The following is a 16,080-nucleotide window of genomic DNA, read 5'->3' as shown; positions in this document are numbered from 1 at the left end:
TTCGCAACATTCGGACGGGCTCACAGCCGTCTGCCTAGTGTCGAAGGCATGACGAACACGCCGATCCCCGTCCTCGACCTCTCCCTGCTCGATCAAGGTCCCGAAGCCGTCGAGCGCTTCCACGACGAGCTGCGGCGCGCGACTCACGAGGTCGGATTCTTCACTCTCGTCGGACACGGCATCCCCGCCGAACTGCAGCAGCGACTGCTGAGCACGGCGCGTTCCTTCTTCGCGCTGCCCGATGAGGACAAGCTCGAGATCGAGAACCTCAAATCGCCGCATTTCCGTGGCTACGCACGGGTCGGCGGCGAGCTGACGAAGGGCAAGGTCGACTGGCGCGAGCAGATCGACATCGGCCCTGGCCGTGAGCCCCGCGAGCTGGGCGCCGGCGACCCGGCCTATCTGCGCCTCGACGGCCCCAACCAGTGGCCCACCGCCCTGCCCGAGCTGCAGCCCGTGATCGAGGAGTGGGAGGCGCGCCTCGGCCAGATCGGACGCCGACTGCTCGCCGCTTGGGCCGCCTCGCTCGGCGCCGACCCGGCTGCGCTGCTCGACCTCTTCGCCGATCAGCCCTCTGTGCACATTAAGGTCGTGCGCTACCCCGGGGTGCCCGACGACGCCGAGTCGCGCCAGGGGGTCGGCAGTCACAAGGATGCGGGGGTGCTCACGCTGCTCTGGATCGAGCCGGGGGTCGGCGGGCTGCAGGTGGAGCACGCGGGGGAGTGGCACGACGTGCCGCCGCTCGAGGACGCGCTGATCGTCAACATCGGCGAGCTGCTCGAGTGGGCGACGGACGGCTACCTGCGTGCCACGGTGCACCGGGTCATCGCACCGGCGGAGGGCAACGAGCGGATCTCGGTGCCGTTCTTCTTCAACCCGCGCCTGGACGCCTCCGTTCCGCGGCTCGACATCGATCCCGAGTACCGCGCCGAGGCGCGCGGAGTCGAACAGGATCCCAGCAACGTCATCCGGGCGACCTACGGCGAGAACGTGCTCAAGTCGCGCCTGCGCGCCCACCCCGATGTCGCCGCCATCCACCACCCGGACCTGCTCGCTCCCGCCGCGGCGCCCGTCGCCGGCTGAGAGCACCTCTCATCCGCGCCGATCCGATCCGGTGCGCGCGGTAGCTGCGTCCTCGCGCGGTATGCAGACCTGCCGCGCCAGGACGCCCGTACCGCGCGACCGGCTCGTGAGGACTGGGAGACTCGACGGATGTCCCTGATCCGCCTGAACGACGTCACCGTGAAGTACGAGAGCACCCAGATCCTCCGGGAGGCGTTCTTCCGGCTCGAGACCGGCGACCGCGTCGGCGTGATCGGCCGCAACGGATCCGGCAAGACGACCCTGCTCAAGCTCGTGCTCGAGCAGGTCGCCCCCGAAACCGGCACGGTGACGGTCGAGTCGGGTCTACGGATCGGCTACTTCTCCCAGTTCTCCGAGCTTGATGGAACCGCCACGATCGCCGAGGTGCTCGATTCGCTCTTCGTCGAGGTGCACGCGGTCGAGGACGAGCTGGCCGCCATCGACGCCGCCATCGCGGCGGACTCGTCGGCGAGCGCCGAGCTCGACCGCCTCATCGACCGCCAGTCCGAGCTGTTCGGCGAGATGGATCGGCTGGGCGGCTGGGACTACCACCGGCTCATCGATCAGGCGCTGACCACCCTCGGCTTCGCGGACGAGCATCGGACGATCCCCATCGACGACCTGTCGGGCGGATGGCGCAACCGGGCGGCCCTCGCAAAGATCCTGCTCGAGGCGCCCGATGTGCTCCTGCTCGACGAGCCCACGAACTACCTCGACGTCGCCGGAGTGGAATGGCTCGAGAACTGGTTCCGCGACTTCCGGGGCGCCGCGATCATCGTGTCCCACGATCGCAAGTTCCTCGACGCGGTCGTCACCCGCATCGTCGAGGTGGAGAACTTCCACCTGCACGAGTACGCCGGCAACTTCGACGAGTACGTCATCCAGAAGCAGTTCCGGCTCAAGACCCTCGAGGCGCAGTTCGTGCACGAGTCCGAGCTTCTGGCGTTCGAGGCGGAGGGCATCGCGGATCGACGCGAGGCCGCCAAGAACGCGGGCAAGGGCCTCGGCAAGCAGCTCGCGGGTATCAAGAAGAGCCGCGCGCCGCGGCCGGTGGACGAGATCATCACCGAGATCTACGGCGGCCTGCACGTCAAGGACGTGCTCTGCCGTGTCTTCGGCCTCGCCAAGTCCTACGGCGAGCGCACCCTGTTCAGCGGACTCGACCTCGAGATCAACCGCGGCGACCGGATCGCCGTGATCGGCTCGAACGGAAGCGGCAAGAGCACCCTGCTCACGGTGCTGACGGGGGAGCAGCAGCCCGACTCCGGACGCGTCGCGTGGGCGGCCGGCGCCAAGGTCGTCTCGTACAACCAGATCCTCGACGGGCTGGACCTCGACGACACCGTCAGCCACTCGGTGAACGCGATGCCCGACAGCCTGGCGCTGACCGCGACCCGCAAGTCCGTCGGCCGGTTCCTCGCCATGTTCCAGTTCTCCGAGGCGGACCTGAAGAAGCGCATCCGCGACCTGTCGGGCGGCCAGAAGGCGCGCGTCGCGATGGCGCAGTGCCTCATCTCCGGCGCGTCCGTGCTGCTGCTCGACGAGCCGACCAACCACCTCGACCTGCCCAGCGCCCAGGTGATGGAGCGCGCGCTCGTGCACTTCCCCGGCGCCGTCGTCGTGGTCAGCCACGACCGGTTCTTCACCGACAAGATCGCCACCCGCCGCCTCGTCTTCGGCGCGACGGGTGCGACCCAGGGTGAGATCCAGGTCAGCGCCGCCTGAACGGCGAGCCTTTCAGCCGTCGATCCGCCGGTACCGGTGGTCTTTGACCTGCTCGCTCAGCCGTCGCCAGGAGTGCGGGGCGAGCAGGGCCTCGAAGAGATCGGCGGGCACGTCGTAGTAGTCGTACAGACCGCCGTTGCGGAAGGCCACCCGCAGCGTGCCCGTCCCGTGGTCGTACCCGACAGCTCGGAGGCTGTCCGACTCGACCCGGACCATGTCCACGGTCAGCGCGTCTCCGGCGGCCTTCGCAGTCCGCGGAGCCACGAGCCGAATCGGGCGGTATGACGATCCGTGAATTCGTTGGCCAGGGCGAGGGTCTCGGCGAACATGTCGCCGCCGCTGTGGATCGACCAGAGCATGTCGTCGGCGCGCTTCTCCTGCTCCGCCGCCCGTTGGCGACGCTCTTCGGCATCCATCCTCTCGAGCCTAAGCCTCGGTCCGCCGCGAGGAGCGTTCCGGCCGGTTCCCTACGATGGACGGGTGACGATCACCGCTGCAGCAGACGGATCCGCCCTCGGGAATCCGGGCCCGTCCGGCTGGGCCTGGTACATCGACGACGACCGCTGGGCCGCCGGCGGGTGGAAGCACGGCACCAACAACATGGGCGAGCTCAAGGCCGTGCTCGAGCTCTTCCGGGCCACCGAGGGCGCCGGCGAGGATCTCCTCGTGCTCTGCGACAGCCAGTACGTCATCAACTCCGTCACCAAGTGGATGCCCGGCTGGAAGCGCAAGGGCTGGCGGAAGGGCGACGGCCAGCCCGTCATGAACCTCGACCTCATCAAGGAGCTCGACGAGGCAATCACAGGCCGGAAGTACCGCTTCGAATGGGTCAAGGGGCACGTCGGCCACGAGCTCAACGAGGCCGCGGATGTGCGGGCCCGTGCGGCGGCGGAGGCCTATCAGCGCGGGACGAGCGTGCCGGAAGGGCCGGGATTCGGCGTCACGCCCACCTCGCCGGAGCGCGCGACCGTGCCACCCGCCACAGTCGCGAAGGCGGCCAGCAGGGCGGAGGAGCGGGACGAGCCGGCGTCGCTGTTCGACTTCGACGAGCCTCAGCTGCACGAGCTGACGCTGCAGCTGACCTCCGAGGAGCACGGCCGGCTGCTCCGACGCGCCCGCGCCGAGGGCCGCAGCCCGGAAGAGCTTCTGCGCGGCCTCATCTAGACAGCGTCGCCTCCGCTTTCCGCCGCCGGCGAACAGGCTCGCGGATCGCATCGACAGGGAATGTTCGGAGCTCCTCAACGTTGACTTGAGTCGTAGGCACTCAAGTTTCAACCAGGAGGTCTGAATGCCCGAATACTCTGGACCCACGAACGGCAGCGAGTCGTTCGACGCGTTCCTCGCTCGCATCCTCAACGGCCAGCGCGCCGGTGCATCCGCGCGCTCGTTCGACCTCTCGCGACTGCTGAGCAGGCGCACGCAGGAGGTGCTGTCCCAGGCAGGCGACTACGCCGCGGCGCACGGTCACCCCCAGCTGGACTCCCTCCACCTCGTACTGGGCCTGCTGCACAGCGAGCCCACGGTCGCGTTGATCCAGCGCGTGGGCGCCGACGTCGAGACGATCGTCGCCGCCGTCGAGTCCCACCTGCCCGCCGATGGCGAGGCCGCCACCGAGCGTCCGTCCCTCACGGCGGCCGCTCAGCGCTCACTGTTCCAGGCGGCCCAGGTCGCGCAGGGCACCGGATCGACCTACGTCGACCCCGAGCACCTGCTGTTCTCGCTGACGCTCAACCAGGCGTCGGCCGCAGCCGCGCTGCTCGCGGCCTCGGGAGTCACCCCGATCTCGCTGCAGCACGCGGTGATGTCCGCCGCTTCCGGCGAGGGTGCAGCCGATGCGACCGCTGACGAGTCGGACACCCCGACTCTCGACGCGTACAGCGTCGACCTCACCGCCAAGGCCCGCGCAGGTCGGCTCGATCCCGTCATCGGCCGCGCCGAAGAGGTCGCGCAGACGGTGGAAATCCTGCTGCGCCGCACCAAGAACAACCCCGTCCTGATCGGCGAGCCCGGCGTCGGCAAGACCGCGATCGTCGAAGGACTCGCGCAGAGCATCGCCGACGGCGACGTCCCCGCGCTGCTCCGCGGAAAGCGCGTCGTCTCGCTCGACCTCTCCGCCATGCTCTCCGGCACCCGCTACCGGGGTGACTTCGAGGAGCGCATGACCAAGCTGATGGACGAGATCTCCGAGCACAGCGACGAGCTGATCGTCTTCATCGACGAGCTGCACACCGTCGTCGGCGCCGGCAGCGGCGGCGAGGGCGGAATGGACGCGGGCAACATCCTGAAGCCCCGCCTCGCACGCGGAGAGCTCCACCTCGTCGGCGCGACCACCCTCAAGGAGTACCGCCGGATCGAGAAGGACGCCGCGCTCGAGCGCCGCTTCCAGCCGGTGACCGTGGCCGAGCCCAGCATCGAGGACGCCGTCCTCATCCTCGACGGGCTGAAGGAGAGCTACGAGCAGCACCACGGCGTCGAGTACACGGCGGACGCCATCCGCGCCGCGGTCGAGCTGTCCGCCCGCTACGTCAGCGACCGCTTCCTGCCGGACAAGGCCATCGACCTGATCGACCAGGCCGGAGCGCGCCGTCGGCTGAGCTTCGGCTCCGGCCTCGACCTGGCCGCCCTCGAGGAGCGCATCGCCGACCTCGAAGCGGACAAGACCCGCGCCGTCGCCGAGGAGCACTACGAGGAGGCGTCCCGCCTGCGGGATGAGATCGAGGCGGCCCAGGTCCGTCTCGCGGAAGCCCGCGCGCTCGACTCCGCGAACGCCGCGGCGCAGCCCTCGTCGGTCATCGAGCGGGACGACATCGCCGAGATGGTCGCCCGCGCCACCGGGATCCCCGCGGCCCGCATGACGACAGAGGACAAGGTCCGCCTCGCCGACCTCGAGCACGAGCTGCACTCGCGGGTCATCGGCCAGCACGACGCGGTGGCGAGCGTCGCCCGCGCGGTGCGGCGCAACCGCACCGGGCTCTCGGACCCGCGTCGGCCCGTCGGCAGCTTCCTGTTCCTCGGCCCGACCGGTGTCGGCAAGACCGAGCTCGCGAAGTCCCTGGCGGTCTCCCTGTTCGGCGACGAGAACGCGGTGCTCCGCTTCGACATGAGCGAGTACGGCGAGCGGCACACCGTCAGCCGGCTCGTCGGTGCCCCTCCCGGATACGTCGGCTATGACGAGGCGGGGCAGCTGACCGAGCGGGTGCGGCGCAACCCGTACTCGATCGTGCTGCTGGACGAGATCGAGAAGGCCCACCCCGACGTGTTCAACCTGCTGCTGCAGGTCCTCGACGACGGACGGCTGACCGACGGTCAGGGTCGCACGGTCGACTTCCGCAACACCATCGTGATCATGACCTCGAACCTCGGCTCCGAGTTCCTGGCCAGTCGCAGCGGGGCGCTCGGGTTCGTCGGCGCGAGCGAGGCGTCTGCGGGCGGATACTCCTCCGAGAAGGACCTGCGCGACCGGGTGATGGGCAAGCTGCGCGAGGCGATGCGTCCCGAGTTCCTCAACCGGATCGACGAGATCGTGCTGTTCCGCAAGCTCGACCGGGTGCAGCTGCGCTCGATCGTGACGCTGCTGCTCGACGCCACGTCGGCGCGCATGCAGCGCCAGGGCGTGCAGCTCGAGATCACGGATGCGGCGATCGACTGGATCGCCGACGCGGGCTACGAGCCGGAGTACGGCGCCCGTCCGCTCCGTCGGGTGATCCAGCGCGAGGTGGACGATCGGATCGCCGACCTCATGGTGACCGAGCAGCTCGCGTCGGGCGATCGGGTGATCGTCGACGTCGAAGGTGGCGCGCTCACCGCGGCGCGTCAGCTCGACCGTGCGCTGATCGCGGCGTAGTCCGCACCAGCTCCCGGATCAGGAGGGCCGCCCATCGGGCGGCCCTCCCGCATCTCCCGCAGGTGCACGCAAGCGGAGATGCGGCTGATTCCGCGTGTTCGAGGGCGCTATCCGCGCACAGTCCGCTTGCGCGCATCGCCGCGGTGTGCGCACGTCCCATGCCCCATCGCGCGACGATCTGAGGACCTGATCTCGGCCTTCTTTCCACCTTCTCCGCCCCCGAAGAGCGCGGTGCCGGGAAGCGGGTCGGGCGGCTACCCTTATGGGATGCCTTCTTCAGAGCACGCCGAGCATGACGAGGCATCCACCTCCTCCGAATCTCCGCAGTCAGACACCCCCGAAACCACCGCAGTCGACTCCGACTCCACCGAGTCAGCCTCCGCCGCTGCTCCGTCCGCCGCTGCTCCGTCCGCCGATGGGGACCAGCTCACCTTCAACGACCTCGGCCTGAGCGACTCCGTCCTCAAGGCCCTCAAGGATGTGGGCTACGAGACACCGTCCGCGATCCAGGCGGCGACCATCCCGCCGCTGCTCGCGGGTCGCGACGTGATCGGCCTGGCCCAGACCGGAACCGGGAAGACCGCGGCCTTCGCGCTGCCCATCCTGTCCCGCCTCGACGTCTCCCAGAGCACCCCTCAGGCACTGGTGCTCGCACCCACCCGTGAGCTCGCGCTCCAGGTCTGCGAGGCCTTCGAGAAGTACGCGTCGCACCTTCGCGGGGTCCGGGTGCTGCCCGTCTACGGCGGCCAGGCCTACGGCACGCAGCTGTCCGCCCTGCGTCGCGGCGTGCACGTCGTCGTCGGCACGCCCGGCCGGATCATGGATCACCTCGACAAGGGCACCCTCGACCTGTCCGAGCTCAAGTACCTCGTGCTCGACGAGGCCGACGAGATGCTCAAGATGGGCTTCGCCGAAGACGTCGAGACGATCCTCGCCGACACCCCCGTCGACAAGCAGGTGGCCCTCTTCTCCGCCACGATGCCGGCCGCCATCCGCCGCATCTCGGGTCAGTACCTGCGCGATCCCGAAGAGATCACCGTCAAGAGCAAGACGACGACCTCCGCCAACACGACCCAGCGCTACCTGGTCGTCTCGTACCAGCAGAAGGTGGATGCCCTCACCCGCATCCTCGAGGTCGAGAACTTCGAGGGGATGATCGTCTTCGTCCGCACCAAGAACGAGACCGAGACCCTGGCCGAGAAGCTGCGCGCGCGCGGCTACACCGCCGCGGCGATCAGCGGCGATGTGGCCCAGGCCCAGCGCGAGAAGACCGTCAACCAGCTCAAATCGGGCAAGCTCGACATCCTCGTCGCCACCGATGTCGCCGCCCGCGGCCTGGATGTCGACCGGATCAGCCACGTCGTCAACTTCGACCTGCCGATCGACACCGAGTCGTACGTGCACCGGATCGGTCGCACCGGCCGAGCAGGACGCACCGGCGACGCGATCAGCTTCGTCACGCCGCGCGAGCGACGCATGCTCACCTCGATCGAGCGCGCCACCCGGCAGCCGCTCACTCAGATGCAGCTGCCGAGCGCGGAGGACGTCAACGCCACCCGGCTGAGCCGCTTCGACGACGCGATCACGAGCGCCCTCGAGCAGGGCGAGCGGATCGAGCGCTTCCGCGGGATCATCGCCCACTACGTCGAGCACCACGACGTGCCCGAAGCTGATGTTGCCGCGGCGCTCGCCGTCGTCGCACAGGGCGAGACCCCTCTGCTGCTCTCGCCCGAGGACGAGCGCTCGCAGCGCTACGAGCGCCTCGACCCCGATCGCGACGGCGGGCGCGACCGCGGCGACCGGCCCGAACGCGAGCGCCGCAGCCGCGGCTCCGACTCGTCGCGCGTCACCTACCGGATCGCGGTGGGTCGCCGGCACAAGGTCGAGCCTCGCCAGATCGTCGGCGCCCTGGCCAACGAGGGCGGCCTGCAGCGCGAGGACTTCGGAGCGATCGACATCCGTCCCGACTTCTCCCTCGTCGACCTGTCGGAGCTCTCGAGCGACCAGCTGAACCGGCTGAGCGGCACGCGGATCAGCGGCCGACTCATCGAGCTGCGTCCCGATCGCGGTGCACCCGGCAAGCGTCGCGACAGCGGCGACCGGCCGGATCGCGCTCCGCGGCCGGACCGCGACGATCGCCCGCCGCGCAAGCCGCGGCACGGCTCGTAGTCGAGCCGCGCAACTGGTCGGTCAGGCGGCTTCGCAGAGAGGCCGCCTAGCGTGACGGGTATGGCCCGCCGCACCCCTGAGCCCGTCTACGTCGTAGCGATCGGGATCGGGCGCGCGTTCTTCGCGGGGCTGAGGCTGAAGCGCCGGGCAACCGGTCTTGCGCACATCCCCTCGACGGGCGGCGCCGTATTCGCGATGACCCACTTCGGCTACCTCGAGTTCGCGCTGGTGGAGTGGCAGACCTGGCTGCACAACCGCCGTCGGGTGCGCTTCATGGCCACCAAGCGCGCCTTCGACAAGCCGCTCGTCGGCTGGCTGCTGCGGGGCATGAAGCACATCGAGGTCGACATGAAGGCCGGTGGAGATGCGTACGCCACCGCCGTCGAGGCGCTGAGGCGCGGCGAGATCATCGGGGTGTTCCCGGAGGCCGGCGTCAGCGCGAGCTTCACCGTCCGCGAGCTGAAGTCGGGCGCGGTCCGGCTCGCGGCCGAGGCCGGGGTGCCGGTGATCCCGGTGGCGGTCTGGGGCGGACAGCGTCTGCTCACCAAGAACCGTCGCATCCGACTCCGCGACCGGATCGGCGTCGAGGTCGACTTCGCGTTCGGTGCGCCACTCCTCGTTACCCCCTCGGACTCCGTCGCCGAACGGACGGCGGAGCTGCGCAGCACCCTCCAGGAGCTGACCGGCGGGCTCCAGCGCGACTACGCTCAAGACGGCACGGGTCAGTGGTGGCAGCCGCGCGAGCTGGGAGGAACCGCACCCACGGTCGAGGAGGCCGCGGCCGCGGATGAGGAACGCGATCGGCGCCGGGCGCTCGCGGAGTCGGAACGGGGCTGATCGCCGCCGTGCCGTTCGTGGTGCTCTCGTCGGACGGCGCGACGACGACGAACGGCGCCGGCCGCCGTTCGAGAACGGGGCCGACGCCGTCGGGTGAACGTGACGAGCCGGTGGGCTCGAAGCCGATCAGGAGGTCGCGGTGACCGCATCCCACGCGCGGTGGGTGGGCGACTCCTCGTAGCGTCCGAGGATCGCATCCATCTCGGCGCGATCCGAGGCCGAGCTGTAGCTGCGGAGCATCAGCTCGAGCTCGTGCTGCTGGGCGCGGGCGGCGCGGAGCACCCGGCGCTCGGCGCGGAATTCGGCGATGGCGGCGGGGAGCTGTGCGAGCCCCTGGAGGCCGTTGACTGGAAGCATTGTGTGTCCCTTTTCTGTATGTGTGAAGCGCCGTATCCAGTGTGACGAGCAATGACTCATGCGTCCAATGCCTAGTTGGCATGCAACATATGCCGTAGAGTCATGGATATGGACACGGATGCATTGCGCTGGTTCCAGCAGGTGGCGGACGGAACCACCGTCACCGAGGTCAGCGAGCTGGAGGGCCTGACCCAGCCCGGGGTCTCACGAGCGCTGGCCCGCCTGGAGCGCGACGTCGGCGCGCCCCTGCTGCAGCGAACCGGTCGAACCCTGCGGATGACCCGCGCCGGCGCGATCTTCAAGCGCTACGTGGACGTCGTGCTGCACGAGCTCGACGACGGGCTCTCCGCCGTCAATGACGAGATGTCACCCGACAGCGGCACCGTGGTCATCGCCTTCCAGGGCTCGCTCGGCACCTGGCTCATCCCCAATCTGCTGGCCTCGTTCCGCGCCGAGCACCCCGACATCCGCTTCGAGCTGAACCAGATCCGCGATGAGATCGCCGCGCCGAGGCTCCTCGCCGAGGGCGCAGACATCCTGATCACGACCACCTCTCCGCGCAGCGACGACGTCGGCTGGCGGCCTCTGATGGTCGAGCCGCTGCGTCTCGCCACCCACCGCGACCACCCGCTCGCCGAGCAGGAGTCGATCGCGCTTCGCCAGGCCTCGGCTGAGTCGTTCGTGACCCTCAGAGCGGCCTACCGGCTGCGTCGACTGACGGACGCCCTGTGTCAGGCCGCCGGCTTCGAGCCGCAGGTCGCGTTCGAGGGCGACGACGTGCCCACCCTCCTGGGACTCGTGGCCGCCGGGCTCGGAGTGGCCATCGTGCCCGCTCATCACACCGATGTGCTCGAGCGGCCGAGCGTGCGCTATCTCGAGCTCACCGACTCGGCGGCCTACCGCACGGTGAGCATCGGCTGGTCGACCACCCGACGGCTTCGCCCGTCGGCGGAGCTGTTCCGTACCCACGTGATCGCCACCGCCCGCCAGTCCTCCTGATCCGGGGGAGCTGCGGCGGGTCTGCGGCGGCCTCGACATCGGCCGCCGCCCTGAGCAGAACGGGGTGCGACCCGCACGACTCCTGACGGATACTCGTCCGATGCGGATCCTGATCCTGGGCGGCACCGAGTTCGTCGGTCGAGCGCTCGTCGCCGAGGCCGTCGCGGCGGGACACGACGTGACGATGCTCAATCGCGGCACGAAGCCGGCTATCGACTCGAGGGACGCGCAGATCACCACTCTGGTCGCCGACCGACGGGACGCGGCAGGTCTGAGGAGCGTGCTCGAGGGCGCGGGGGCCGGCTGGGACGCGGTGCTCGACACCTGGTCCTGGGAGCCGTACGCCGTGCGGGACACCGCCCGCATCCTGGAGCCGTTGACCGAGCGCTACCTCTACGTCTCGACACGGTCGGTCTATGCCGACCCGCTGCCGGCGGGCGCCGATGAAACGGCACCCGTCGTCGCGGCTTCCGCCGACGACGGCGACCCCGAAGGCTCTGACCCGGACCGGCTGACCGCCGTGGACCCGTCCCGCGACTACAGCCGGGTCAAAGCCGGCGGCGAGCGCGCGGTGCTCCAGTCCTTCGGCGAGCGCGCAACGCTGCTGCGCGCTGGGCTCATCCTCGGGCCGCACGAGAACATCGGCCGACTGCCCTGGTGGCTGGCCCGCATGGCCCGCGGCGGGGAGGTGCTCGCGCCAGGACGCCCGGAGTACGGCATCCAGTACGTCGATGCGCGCGACCTCGCCGCCTTCGCACTCCTCCTCGCCACGGCCGAGAACGCCGGAGGCGCGTTCGACGTCGTCTCTCCCGCGGATCGGTTCAGCATGGGGGAGCTGCTCCAGGCATGCATCGCTGCGGCCGCGCCGACCGACCGACCGACGCGTCTGCGTTGGGTCGACGAGGACCTGCTGCTCTCTGCTGGGGTGGCCCCGTGGATCGAGCTCCCGATCTGGCTGCCCCAGGGTGAGGATCATCAGGCGATGCACGAGAGCGACGTCAGCACGGCGGTCGCCGCGGGGCTGCGCCATCGTCCACTTCAGGAGACGGTCGCCGACACCTGGTCCTGGCTGCGATCGATCGGCGGGGCCGCTCCGCAGCGGATGGATCGCCCGGTGCTGGGCCTGGATCCCGAAAAGGAAGCCGCCATCCTCCGATCCCCGTGAGGTCGATTCCGACGCCTGAGCGGCCTCGCTCGTTCTTGGCGGACGCATAGCCTCGCTGATCCGATGGCCAGCCGTCGCAGTCTCGGCGCTTAGGGCTGCCGCCGATGCTCGGGGGATGAGCACAGACCCGACCTCGCCGCCCCGTGCGTCCGACGCGCCGTCGAGCGACATCACTCCAGCCGACTCCGAAAGCGACCCGCGACGTCGCCGACCACGGATCCGGGTGCGTCGCGCGGTCATCGCCAGCGCCACCGCCTTCGCGCTCGCTCTGGGAGGTGGAGCCTGGTGGGCACTCGAGCGATTCGTGATCCCGCACGTCGAGGTCACCGACGCCTCCGCCTACGAGGCCGCCAACTCCACGGTGGAGGCCGCATCGACGAGCGATGCAGACGCCGTCACAACCGCGACGAGCTACTCGTCCGATTACGCCGACGTCACCATCTCGACGGTGACGACCGGCTCGGGCGACAGCACCGTCACCTACTACGTCGCCGACGTCACCCTGAGCGATGCCACCGTGCTCCGCTCCGCCTTCGCGAACGACACGTTCGGCGAGAACATCACCGAGAACACCTCGGACATCGCGGCCGACAACGACGCGATCTTCGCCATCAACGGCGACTACTACGGCTTCCGGAGCACCGGGATCGAGATCCGCAACGGCGTCGTCTACCGCGACGAGGGTGCCCGCGAAGGGCTCGCCTTCTATACCGACGGCACGGTGCAGGTCTACGACGAGACCCAGACGACCGCGGCCGAGCTGCTCGCGGCGGGGGTCTGGAACACGCTGAGCTTCGGCCCCGCGATCGTCGAGGACGGGGCGGTCGTCGACGGCGTCGAAGACGTCGAGGTCGACACGAACGTCGGCAACCACTCGATCCAGGGCGAGCAGCCGAGGACCGCTGTGGGCGTGATCGACTCCAACCACCTCGTGTTCGTCGTCGTCGACGGCCGCAGTCCCGGCTACAGCGCGGGCGTCAGCCTTCCCGATCTCGGCGAGATCATGATCGGCCTCGGCGCCACCACCGCCTACAACCTCGACGGCGGCGGCTCCTCGACCATGTACTTCGACGGGGAGGTCGTGAATCAGCCCTCGAACGGCGGCGAGCGCGGCACCTCCGACATCCTCTACATCGCAGCGTCGAGCAGCTCGTGATCGTCCTCATCCCCGCCTACGAACCGGATGTGCAGCTCGTCCGACTCGTCGACCGGTTGCGCAGCGCGGACGATGCCGGTGCCGTCATCGTGGTCGACGACGGCAGCGGGCCCCGTTACAAGGCGGTGTTCCGAGCGGTCCAGCTGCTCGGCGCCGAGCTGATCACGCTCCCCGTCAACCAGGGCAAAGGCGCGGCGCTCAAGGCCGGGATCCGGCATGCGATCGAGCATCACCCCGGGCACGGCGTCGTCACGGCCGACAGCGACGGCCAGCACACGGTGGTCGACATCCTCCGTGTGGGCAGCCGCCTGCACGATGAGGCCGAAGCACGCGGATCCGGCGGTGCGCCGGATCCCATCGTCCTGGGCGTGCGCGCGTTCGCCGGAACCGTGCCCGCCCGCAGCCGGTTAGGCAATGCCGTCTCCGCCTGGATCTTCCGGCTGGCCAGCGGGTTCGCGGTCAGCGACACCCAGACGGGACTTCGCGGACTGCCGGCCTCCGCGCTGCGGTGGGCGCTGAGCGTCCCCGGCCGGCGCTTCGAATACGAGCTCGAGATGCTGCTCGGCTCGAAGGACGCGGGGATTGCGATCGTCGAGCTGCCCATCGAGACGGTGTACCTCGAGCGCAACGCCTCGTCCCACTTCCGACCGCTGCGCGACTCCGTGCGGGTGATGCGACCCATGCTCCGATTCGCCGCTTCGTCCCTTCTGAGCTTCGGAATCGACACCGTGCTCGTCCAGCTGATGTTCTGGCTCACGGGATCGCTGCTCGCGTCGGTGGTGCTTGCCCGGATCGGCAGCGGAGGCGTCAACTTCGCCCTCAACAGGGCCGCCTTCGGCGCACGAGGGGCGTCGCTGCGACGGGCGCTGACCTCGTACATCGCGCTCGCCGCTGTGCTGCTGGCGGCCAACTACGCCTGGCTCATCCTGCTGACGGGTGCCGGCCTGGCGCTCGTGCCGGCGAAGATCCTCACCGAGATCGCGCTGTATGTCGTGAGCTTCGCGGTTCAGCGCTGCGTCGTGTTCGCGCGCACGGCGAGCGGGAGAGGCCTCTCGAGGCGCTCCGCCCGATCCATGTCCGTGTCATCGACGGCTCATAGGAAGTCGAAAGCACCGGATGGCGGAATGGAGCTCGCGACCGGCGCTCGGACGCCCGTGCGGCCCACGATCCGACCCACCGTCCGGACGACCGCGCCAGCCGCCGCCCAGACCCTCGTACCGACAGCCACCAACCGGAGGATCCACCCATGACCGCAGAACTGACCGCCACCCTGATCATGATCGCTCTCGACCTGATCGCGATCGCCGGCCTCACCTCGCTCTACTTCCACCGGCACCGCCGTCGCGATCTCGTCGTCGCCTTCCTCGGCGTGAACATCGGCGTGCTCGCGGTGTCGCAGGTGCTCGCGACGACCGAGGTGGGCCTCGGCATCGGCCTCGGACTGTTCGGCGTGCTGTCGATCATCCGCCTCCGGTCGTCCGAGATCTCGCAGCGCGAGGTCGCCTACTACTTCTCCGCCCTGGCGATCGGCCTGATCGCCGGTCTCGCGCCCCTGGGCTGGGAGGCCGCCGCCCTCATCGCCCTGATCGCCGTGGTCATGGCGGTCGGCGACTCGCCCGCACTGCTGTCGCGCTACCGGCACCAGACGATGCGCATCGACCGGGCCATTCCCGACGAGGGGGAGCTGCGCGCCGTGCTGGAGTCGATGCTCGGCGGCACCGTGAAGTCGATGATCGTGCAGAACGTCGACCTGGTCGACGACACCACCGTCGTGGATGTCCGCTTCCGGGTGGGCGGCGCACCGTCCACCCCGCTGGACGACCGCCTGCCCGCCGGCCAGCGGTCCGCCGGAGCGCTCCGATGATCGGCGACCTGCGCTTCAGCACGGAGCGTCGGCTCGACAGCATCGATCTGGACCAGCTGGTGGCCGCGGCCGCCCTGCAGACCCGCGTGGACCGGAAGTACCTGCTCGGCGCCGCCGAGGCCGATCGCGTCCTCCGGACGCTGGCCGACAGCGAACCTGAGGCGAAGGTGCTCGAGATCGACGGCGAGCGCGAATTCGGCTACGAATCCGTCTACTTCGACACCCCCGACCTGCTCAGCTTCCGGATGGCCGCCACCGCGCGGCGCCGCCGTTTCAAGCTGCGCACCCGCAGCTACCTCGACTCGGGCGACACCTTCCTCGAGCTGAAGACCCGTGGTGCGCGCAGCGCGACCGTGAAGGACCGCATGCCGTACGAGCCGGAGCGCCGGGACGTGCTCACCCCGCACGCCCGGGACTACGCCGACAGCGGGCTGGCCGAGATCGGCATCGCTGATGCGGACACCCTGGAGCTGCAGCCCACGTTGATCACCCGTTACAGCAGGACGACGATCTACCAGCCGAGGAGCGGGAGCCGTGCCACGGTCGATACCGACCTGCGCTGGGAATCGGACGGCGGCGAGGTGCTCAGCCGCCCGCGGCTCGTGATCATCGAGACGAAGTCGGGTTCGCGGACCTCGGAGACCGACCGCATCCTCTGGTCGCTCGGACATCGACCCGCCACCGTCAGCAAGTACGGCACCGGGCTCGCCGCCATCCGCCACCTCACCGCCAACAAGTGGAACCGCGTGCTCCGCCGCTACTTCGACGCCGAGATGCCGCTCTCCAGGCAGCTCTCGGCGCACACCTCCGCCGCCGCCGTGCAGCCCCGCCATCCGATCACCGCCCGACCAGCGACCGCCGTCGCCTGACCCGAGGACACA

General features: G+C 69.7%; 15 protein-coding genes. 12 read left to right on the top strand and 3 right to left on the bottom strand.

Going from position 1 to position 16,080, the window contains the following annotated elements; translation table 11 throughout:
• The first annotated feature begins 48 nt into the window (after positions 1-48).
• Positions 49-1,083: an isopenicillin N synthase family dioxygenase gene (locus tag E6C64_RS04155; protein WP_136426318.1), complete on the top strand. Its 1,035-nt coding sequence runs from the start codon at positions 49-51 to the stop codon at positions 1,081-1,083.
• A gap of 129 nt (positions 1,084-1,212) precedes the next feature.
• Positions 1,213-2,808 (top strand): ABC-F family ATP-binding cassette domain-containing protein, encoded by a 1,596-nt coding sequence (locus E6C64_RS04150; protein WP_136426317.1) that lies wholly within the window; start codon positions 1,213-1,215, stop codon positions 2,806-2,808.
• A gap of 12 nt (positions 2,809-2,820) precedes the next feature.
• On the opposite strand, the gene E6C64_RS04145 is transcribed toward E6C64_RS04150, so the two are convergent.
• Positions 2,821-3,072, bottom strand: a complete 252-nt coding sequence (locus E6C64_RS04145; protein ID WP_136426316.1) for a KTSC domain-containing protein — start codon at positions 3,070-3,072, stop codon at positions 2,821-2,823.
• Positions 3,033-3,224, bottom strand: coding sequence for a hypothetical protein (locus E6C64_RS04140; RefSeq protein WP_136426315.1), 192 nt, complete (start codon positions 3,222-3,224; stop codon positions 3,033-3,035). The genes E6C64_RS04145 and E6C64_RS04140 overlap by 40 nt, the downstream gene beginning before the upstream one ends.
• Positions 3,225-3,288: 64 nt before the next feature.
• Between E6C64_RS04140 and E6C64_RS04135 the strand changes: the two genes are divergently transcribed.
• The 4 genes from E6C64_RS04135 to E6C64_RS04120 all read left to right on the top strand — a co-directional run bounded on the left by E6C64_RS04135 (position 3,289) and on the right by E6C64_RS04120 (position 9,658).
• Positions 3,289-3,972: a ribonuclease H family protein gene (locus E6C64_RS04135; protein ID WP_136426314.1), complete on the top strand. Its 684-nt coding sequence runs from the start codon at positions 3,289-3,291 to the stop codon at positions 3,970-3,972.
• 124 nt (positions 3,973-4,096) lie between these two features.
• A complete protein-coding gene (locus E6C64_RS04130; RefSeq protein ID WP_136426313.1) occupies positions 4,097-6,652 on the top strand; it encodes an ATP-dependent Clp protease ATP-binding subunit in 2,556 nt (851 codons plus the stop codon).
• A 267-nt stretch (positions 6,653-6,919) separates the two neighbouring features.
• Positions 6,920-8,821, top strand: coding sequence for a DEAD/DEAH box helicase (locus E6C64_RS04125; protein WP_136426312.1), 1,902 nt, complete (start codon positions 6,920-6,922; stop codon positions 8,819-8,821).
• Positions 8,822-8,881: 60 nt separating this feature from the next.
• A complete protein-coding gene (locus E6C64_RS04120) occupies positions 8,882-9,658 on the top strand; it encodes a lysophospholipid acyltransferase family protein (protein ID WP_136426311.1) in 777 nt (258 codons plus the stop codon).
• A gap of 126 nt (positions 9,659-9,784) precedes the next feature.
• On the opposite strand, the gene E6C64_RS04115 is transcribed toward E6C64_RS04120, so the two are convergent.
• Entirely contained in the window at positions 9,785-10,015 is a 231-nt protein-coding gene (locus tag E6C64_RS04115; RefSeq protein ID WP_136426310.1) for a hypothetical protein, read from the bottom strand.
• Positions 10,016-10,123: 108 nt separating this feature from the next.
• On the opposite strand from E6C64_RS04115, the gene E6C64_RS04110 reads away from it, so the two are divergent.
• The 6 genes from E6C64_RS04110 to E6C64_RS04085 all read left to right on the top strand — a co-directional run bounded on the left by E6C64_RS04110 (position 10,124) and on the right by E6C64_RS04085 (position 16,068).
• Entirely contained in the window at positions 10,124-11,014 is an 891-nt protein-coding gene (locus E6C64_RS04110; RefSeq protein WP_136426309.1) for a LysR family transcriptional regulator, read from the top strand.
• Positions 11,015-11,114: 100 nt separating this feature from the next.
• Positions 11,115-12,179 carry an NAD-dependent epimerase/dehydratase family protein gene (locus E6C64_RS04105; protein ID WP_136426308.1) on the top strand — a complete coding sequence of 355 codons (1,065 nt, stop codon included), beginning with the start codon at positions 11,115-11,117 and terminating at the stop codon, positions 12,177-12,179.
• A gap of 115 nt (positions 12,180-12,294) precedes the next feature.
• Positions 12,295-13,335 (top strand): phosphodiester glycosidase family protein, encoded by a 1,041-nt coding sequence (locus E6C64_RS04100; protein ID WP_136426307.1) that lies wholly within the window; start codon positions 12,295-12,297, stop codon positions 13,333-13,335.
• Positions 13,332-14,585, top strand: a complete 1,254-nt coding sequence (locus tag E6C64_RS04095) for a bifunctional glycosyltransferase family 2/GtrA family protein (RefSeq protein WP_136426306.1) — start codon at positions 13,332-13,334, stop codon at positions 14,583-14,585. The genes E6C64_RS04100 and E6C64_RS04095 overlap by 4 nt, the downstream gene beginning before the upstream one ends.
• Positions 14,582-15,199, top strand: a complete 618-nt coding sequence (locus tag E6C64_RS04090; RefSeq protein ID WP_136426305.1) for a DUF4956 domain-containing protein — start codon at positions 14,582-14,584, stop codon at positions 15,197-15,199. The genes E6C64_RS04095 and E6C64_RS04090 overlap by 4 nt, the downstream gene beginning before the upstream one ends.
• Complete coding sequence (locus tag E6C64_RS04085; RefSeq protein WP_136426304.1) at positions 15,196-16,068, top strand: polyphosphate polymerase domain-containing protein; 873 nt, start codon at positions 15,196-15,198, stop codon at positions 16,066-16,068. Before E6C64_RS04090 ends, E6C64_RS04085 begins: the two co-directional genes overlap by 4 nt.
• Positions 16,069-16,080 lie beyond the last annotated feature (12 nt).

Source organism: Naasia lichenicola, from assembly GCF_004801885.1.
GTDB classification, from domain to species: domain Bacteria; phylum Actinomycetota; class Actinomycetes; order Actinomycetales; family Microbacteriaceae; genus Naasia; species Naasia lichenicola.
The sequence above is the reverse complement of the archived record's forward strand: the minus strand, read 5'-3'. Positions and strand labels throughout refer to the sequence as shown.

Coding starts and splice junctions, on each gene's coding strand:
- E6C64_RS04155 (WP_136426318.1), top strand. CDS start 49: ATGACGAACACGCCGATCCCCGTCCTCGACCTCTCCCTGCTCGATCAA.
- E6C64_RS04150 (WP_136426317.1), top strand. CDS start 1,213: ATGTCCCTGATCCGCCTGAACGACGTCACCGTGAAGTACGAGAGCACC.
- E6C64_RS04140 (WP_136426315.1), bottom strand. CDS start 3,224: ATGGATGCCGAAGAGCGTCGCCAACGGGCGGCGGAGCAGGAGAAGCGC.
- E6C64_RS04130 (WP_136426313.1), top strand. CDS start 4,097: ATGCCCGAATACTCTGGACCCACGAACGGCAGCGAGTCGTTCGACGCG.
- E6C64_RS04125 (WP_136426312.1), top strand. CDS start 6,920: ATGCCTTCTTCAGAGCACGCCGAGCATGACGAGGCATCCACCTCCTCC.
- E6C64_RS04120 (WP_136426311.1), top strand. CDS start 8,882: ATGGCCCGCCGCACCCCTGAGCCCGTCTACGTCGTAGCGATCGGGATC.
- E6C64_RS04115 (WP_136426310.1), bottom strand. CDS start 10,015: ATGCTTCCAGTCAACGGCCTCCAGGGGCTCGCACAGCTCCCCGCCGCC.
- E6C64_RS04110 (WP_136426309.1), top strand. CDS start 10,124: ATGGACACGGATGCATTGCGCTGGTTCCAGCAGGTGGCGGACGGAACC.
- E6C64_RS04105 (WP_136426308.1), top strand. CDS start 11,115: ATGCGGATCCTGATCCTGGGCGGCACCGAGTTCGTCGGTCGAGCGCTC.
- E6C64_RS04100 (WP_136426307.1), top strand. CDS start 12,295: ATGAGCACAGACCCGACCTCGCCGCCCCGTGCGTCCGACGCGCCGTCG.
- E6C64_RS04090 (WP_136426305.1), top strand. CDS start 14,582: ATGACCGCAGAACTGACCGCCACCCTGATCATGATCGCTCTCGACCTG.
- E6C64_RS04085 (WP_136426304.1), top strand. CDS start 15,196: ATGATCGGCGACCTGCGCTTCAGCACGGAGCGTCGGCTCGACAGCATC.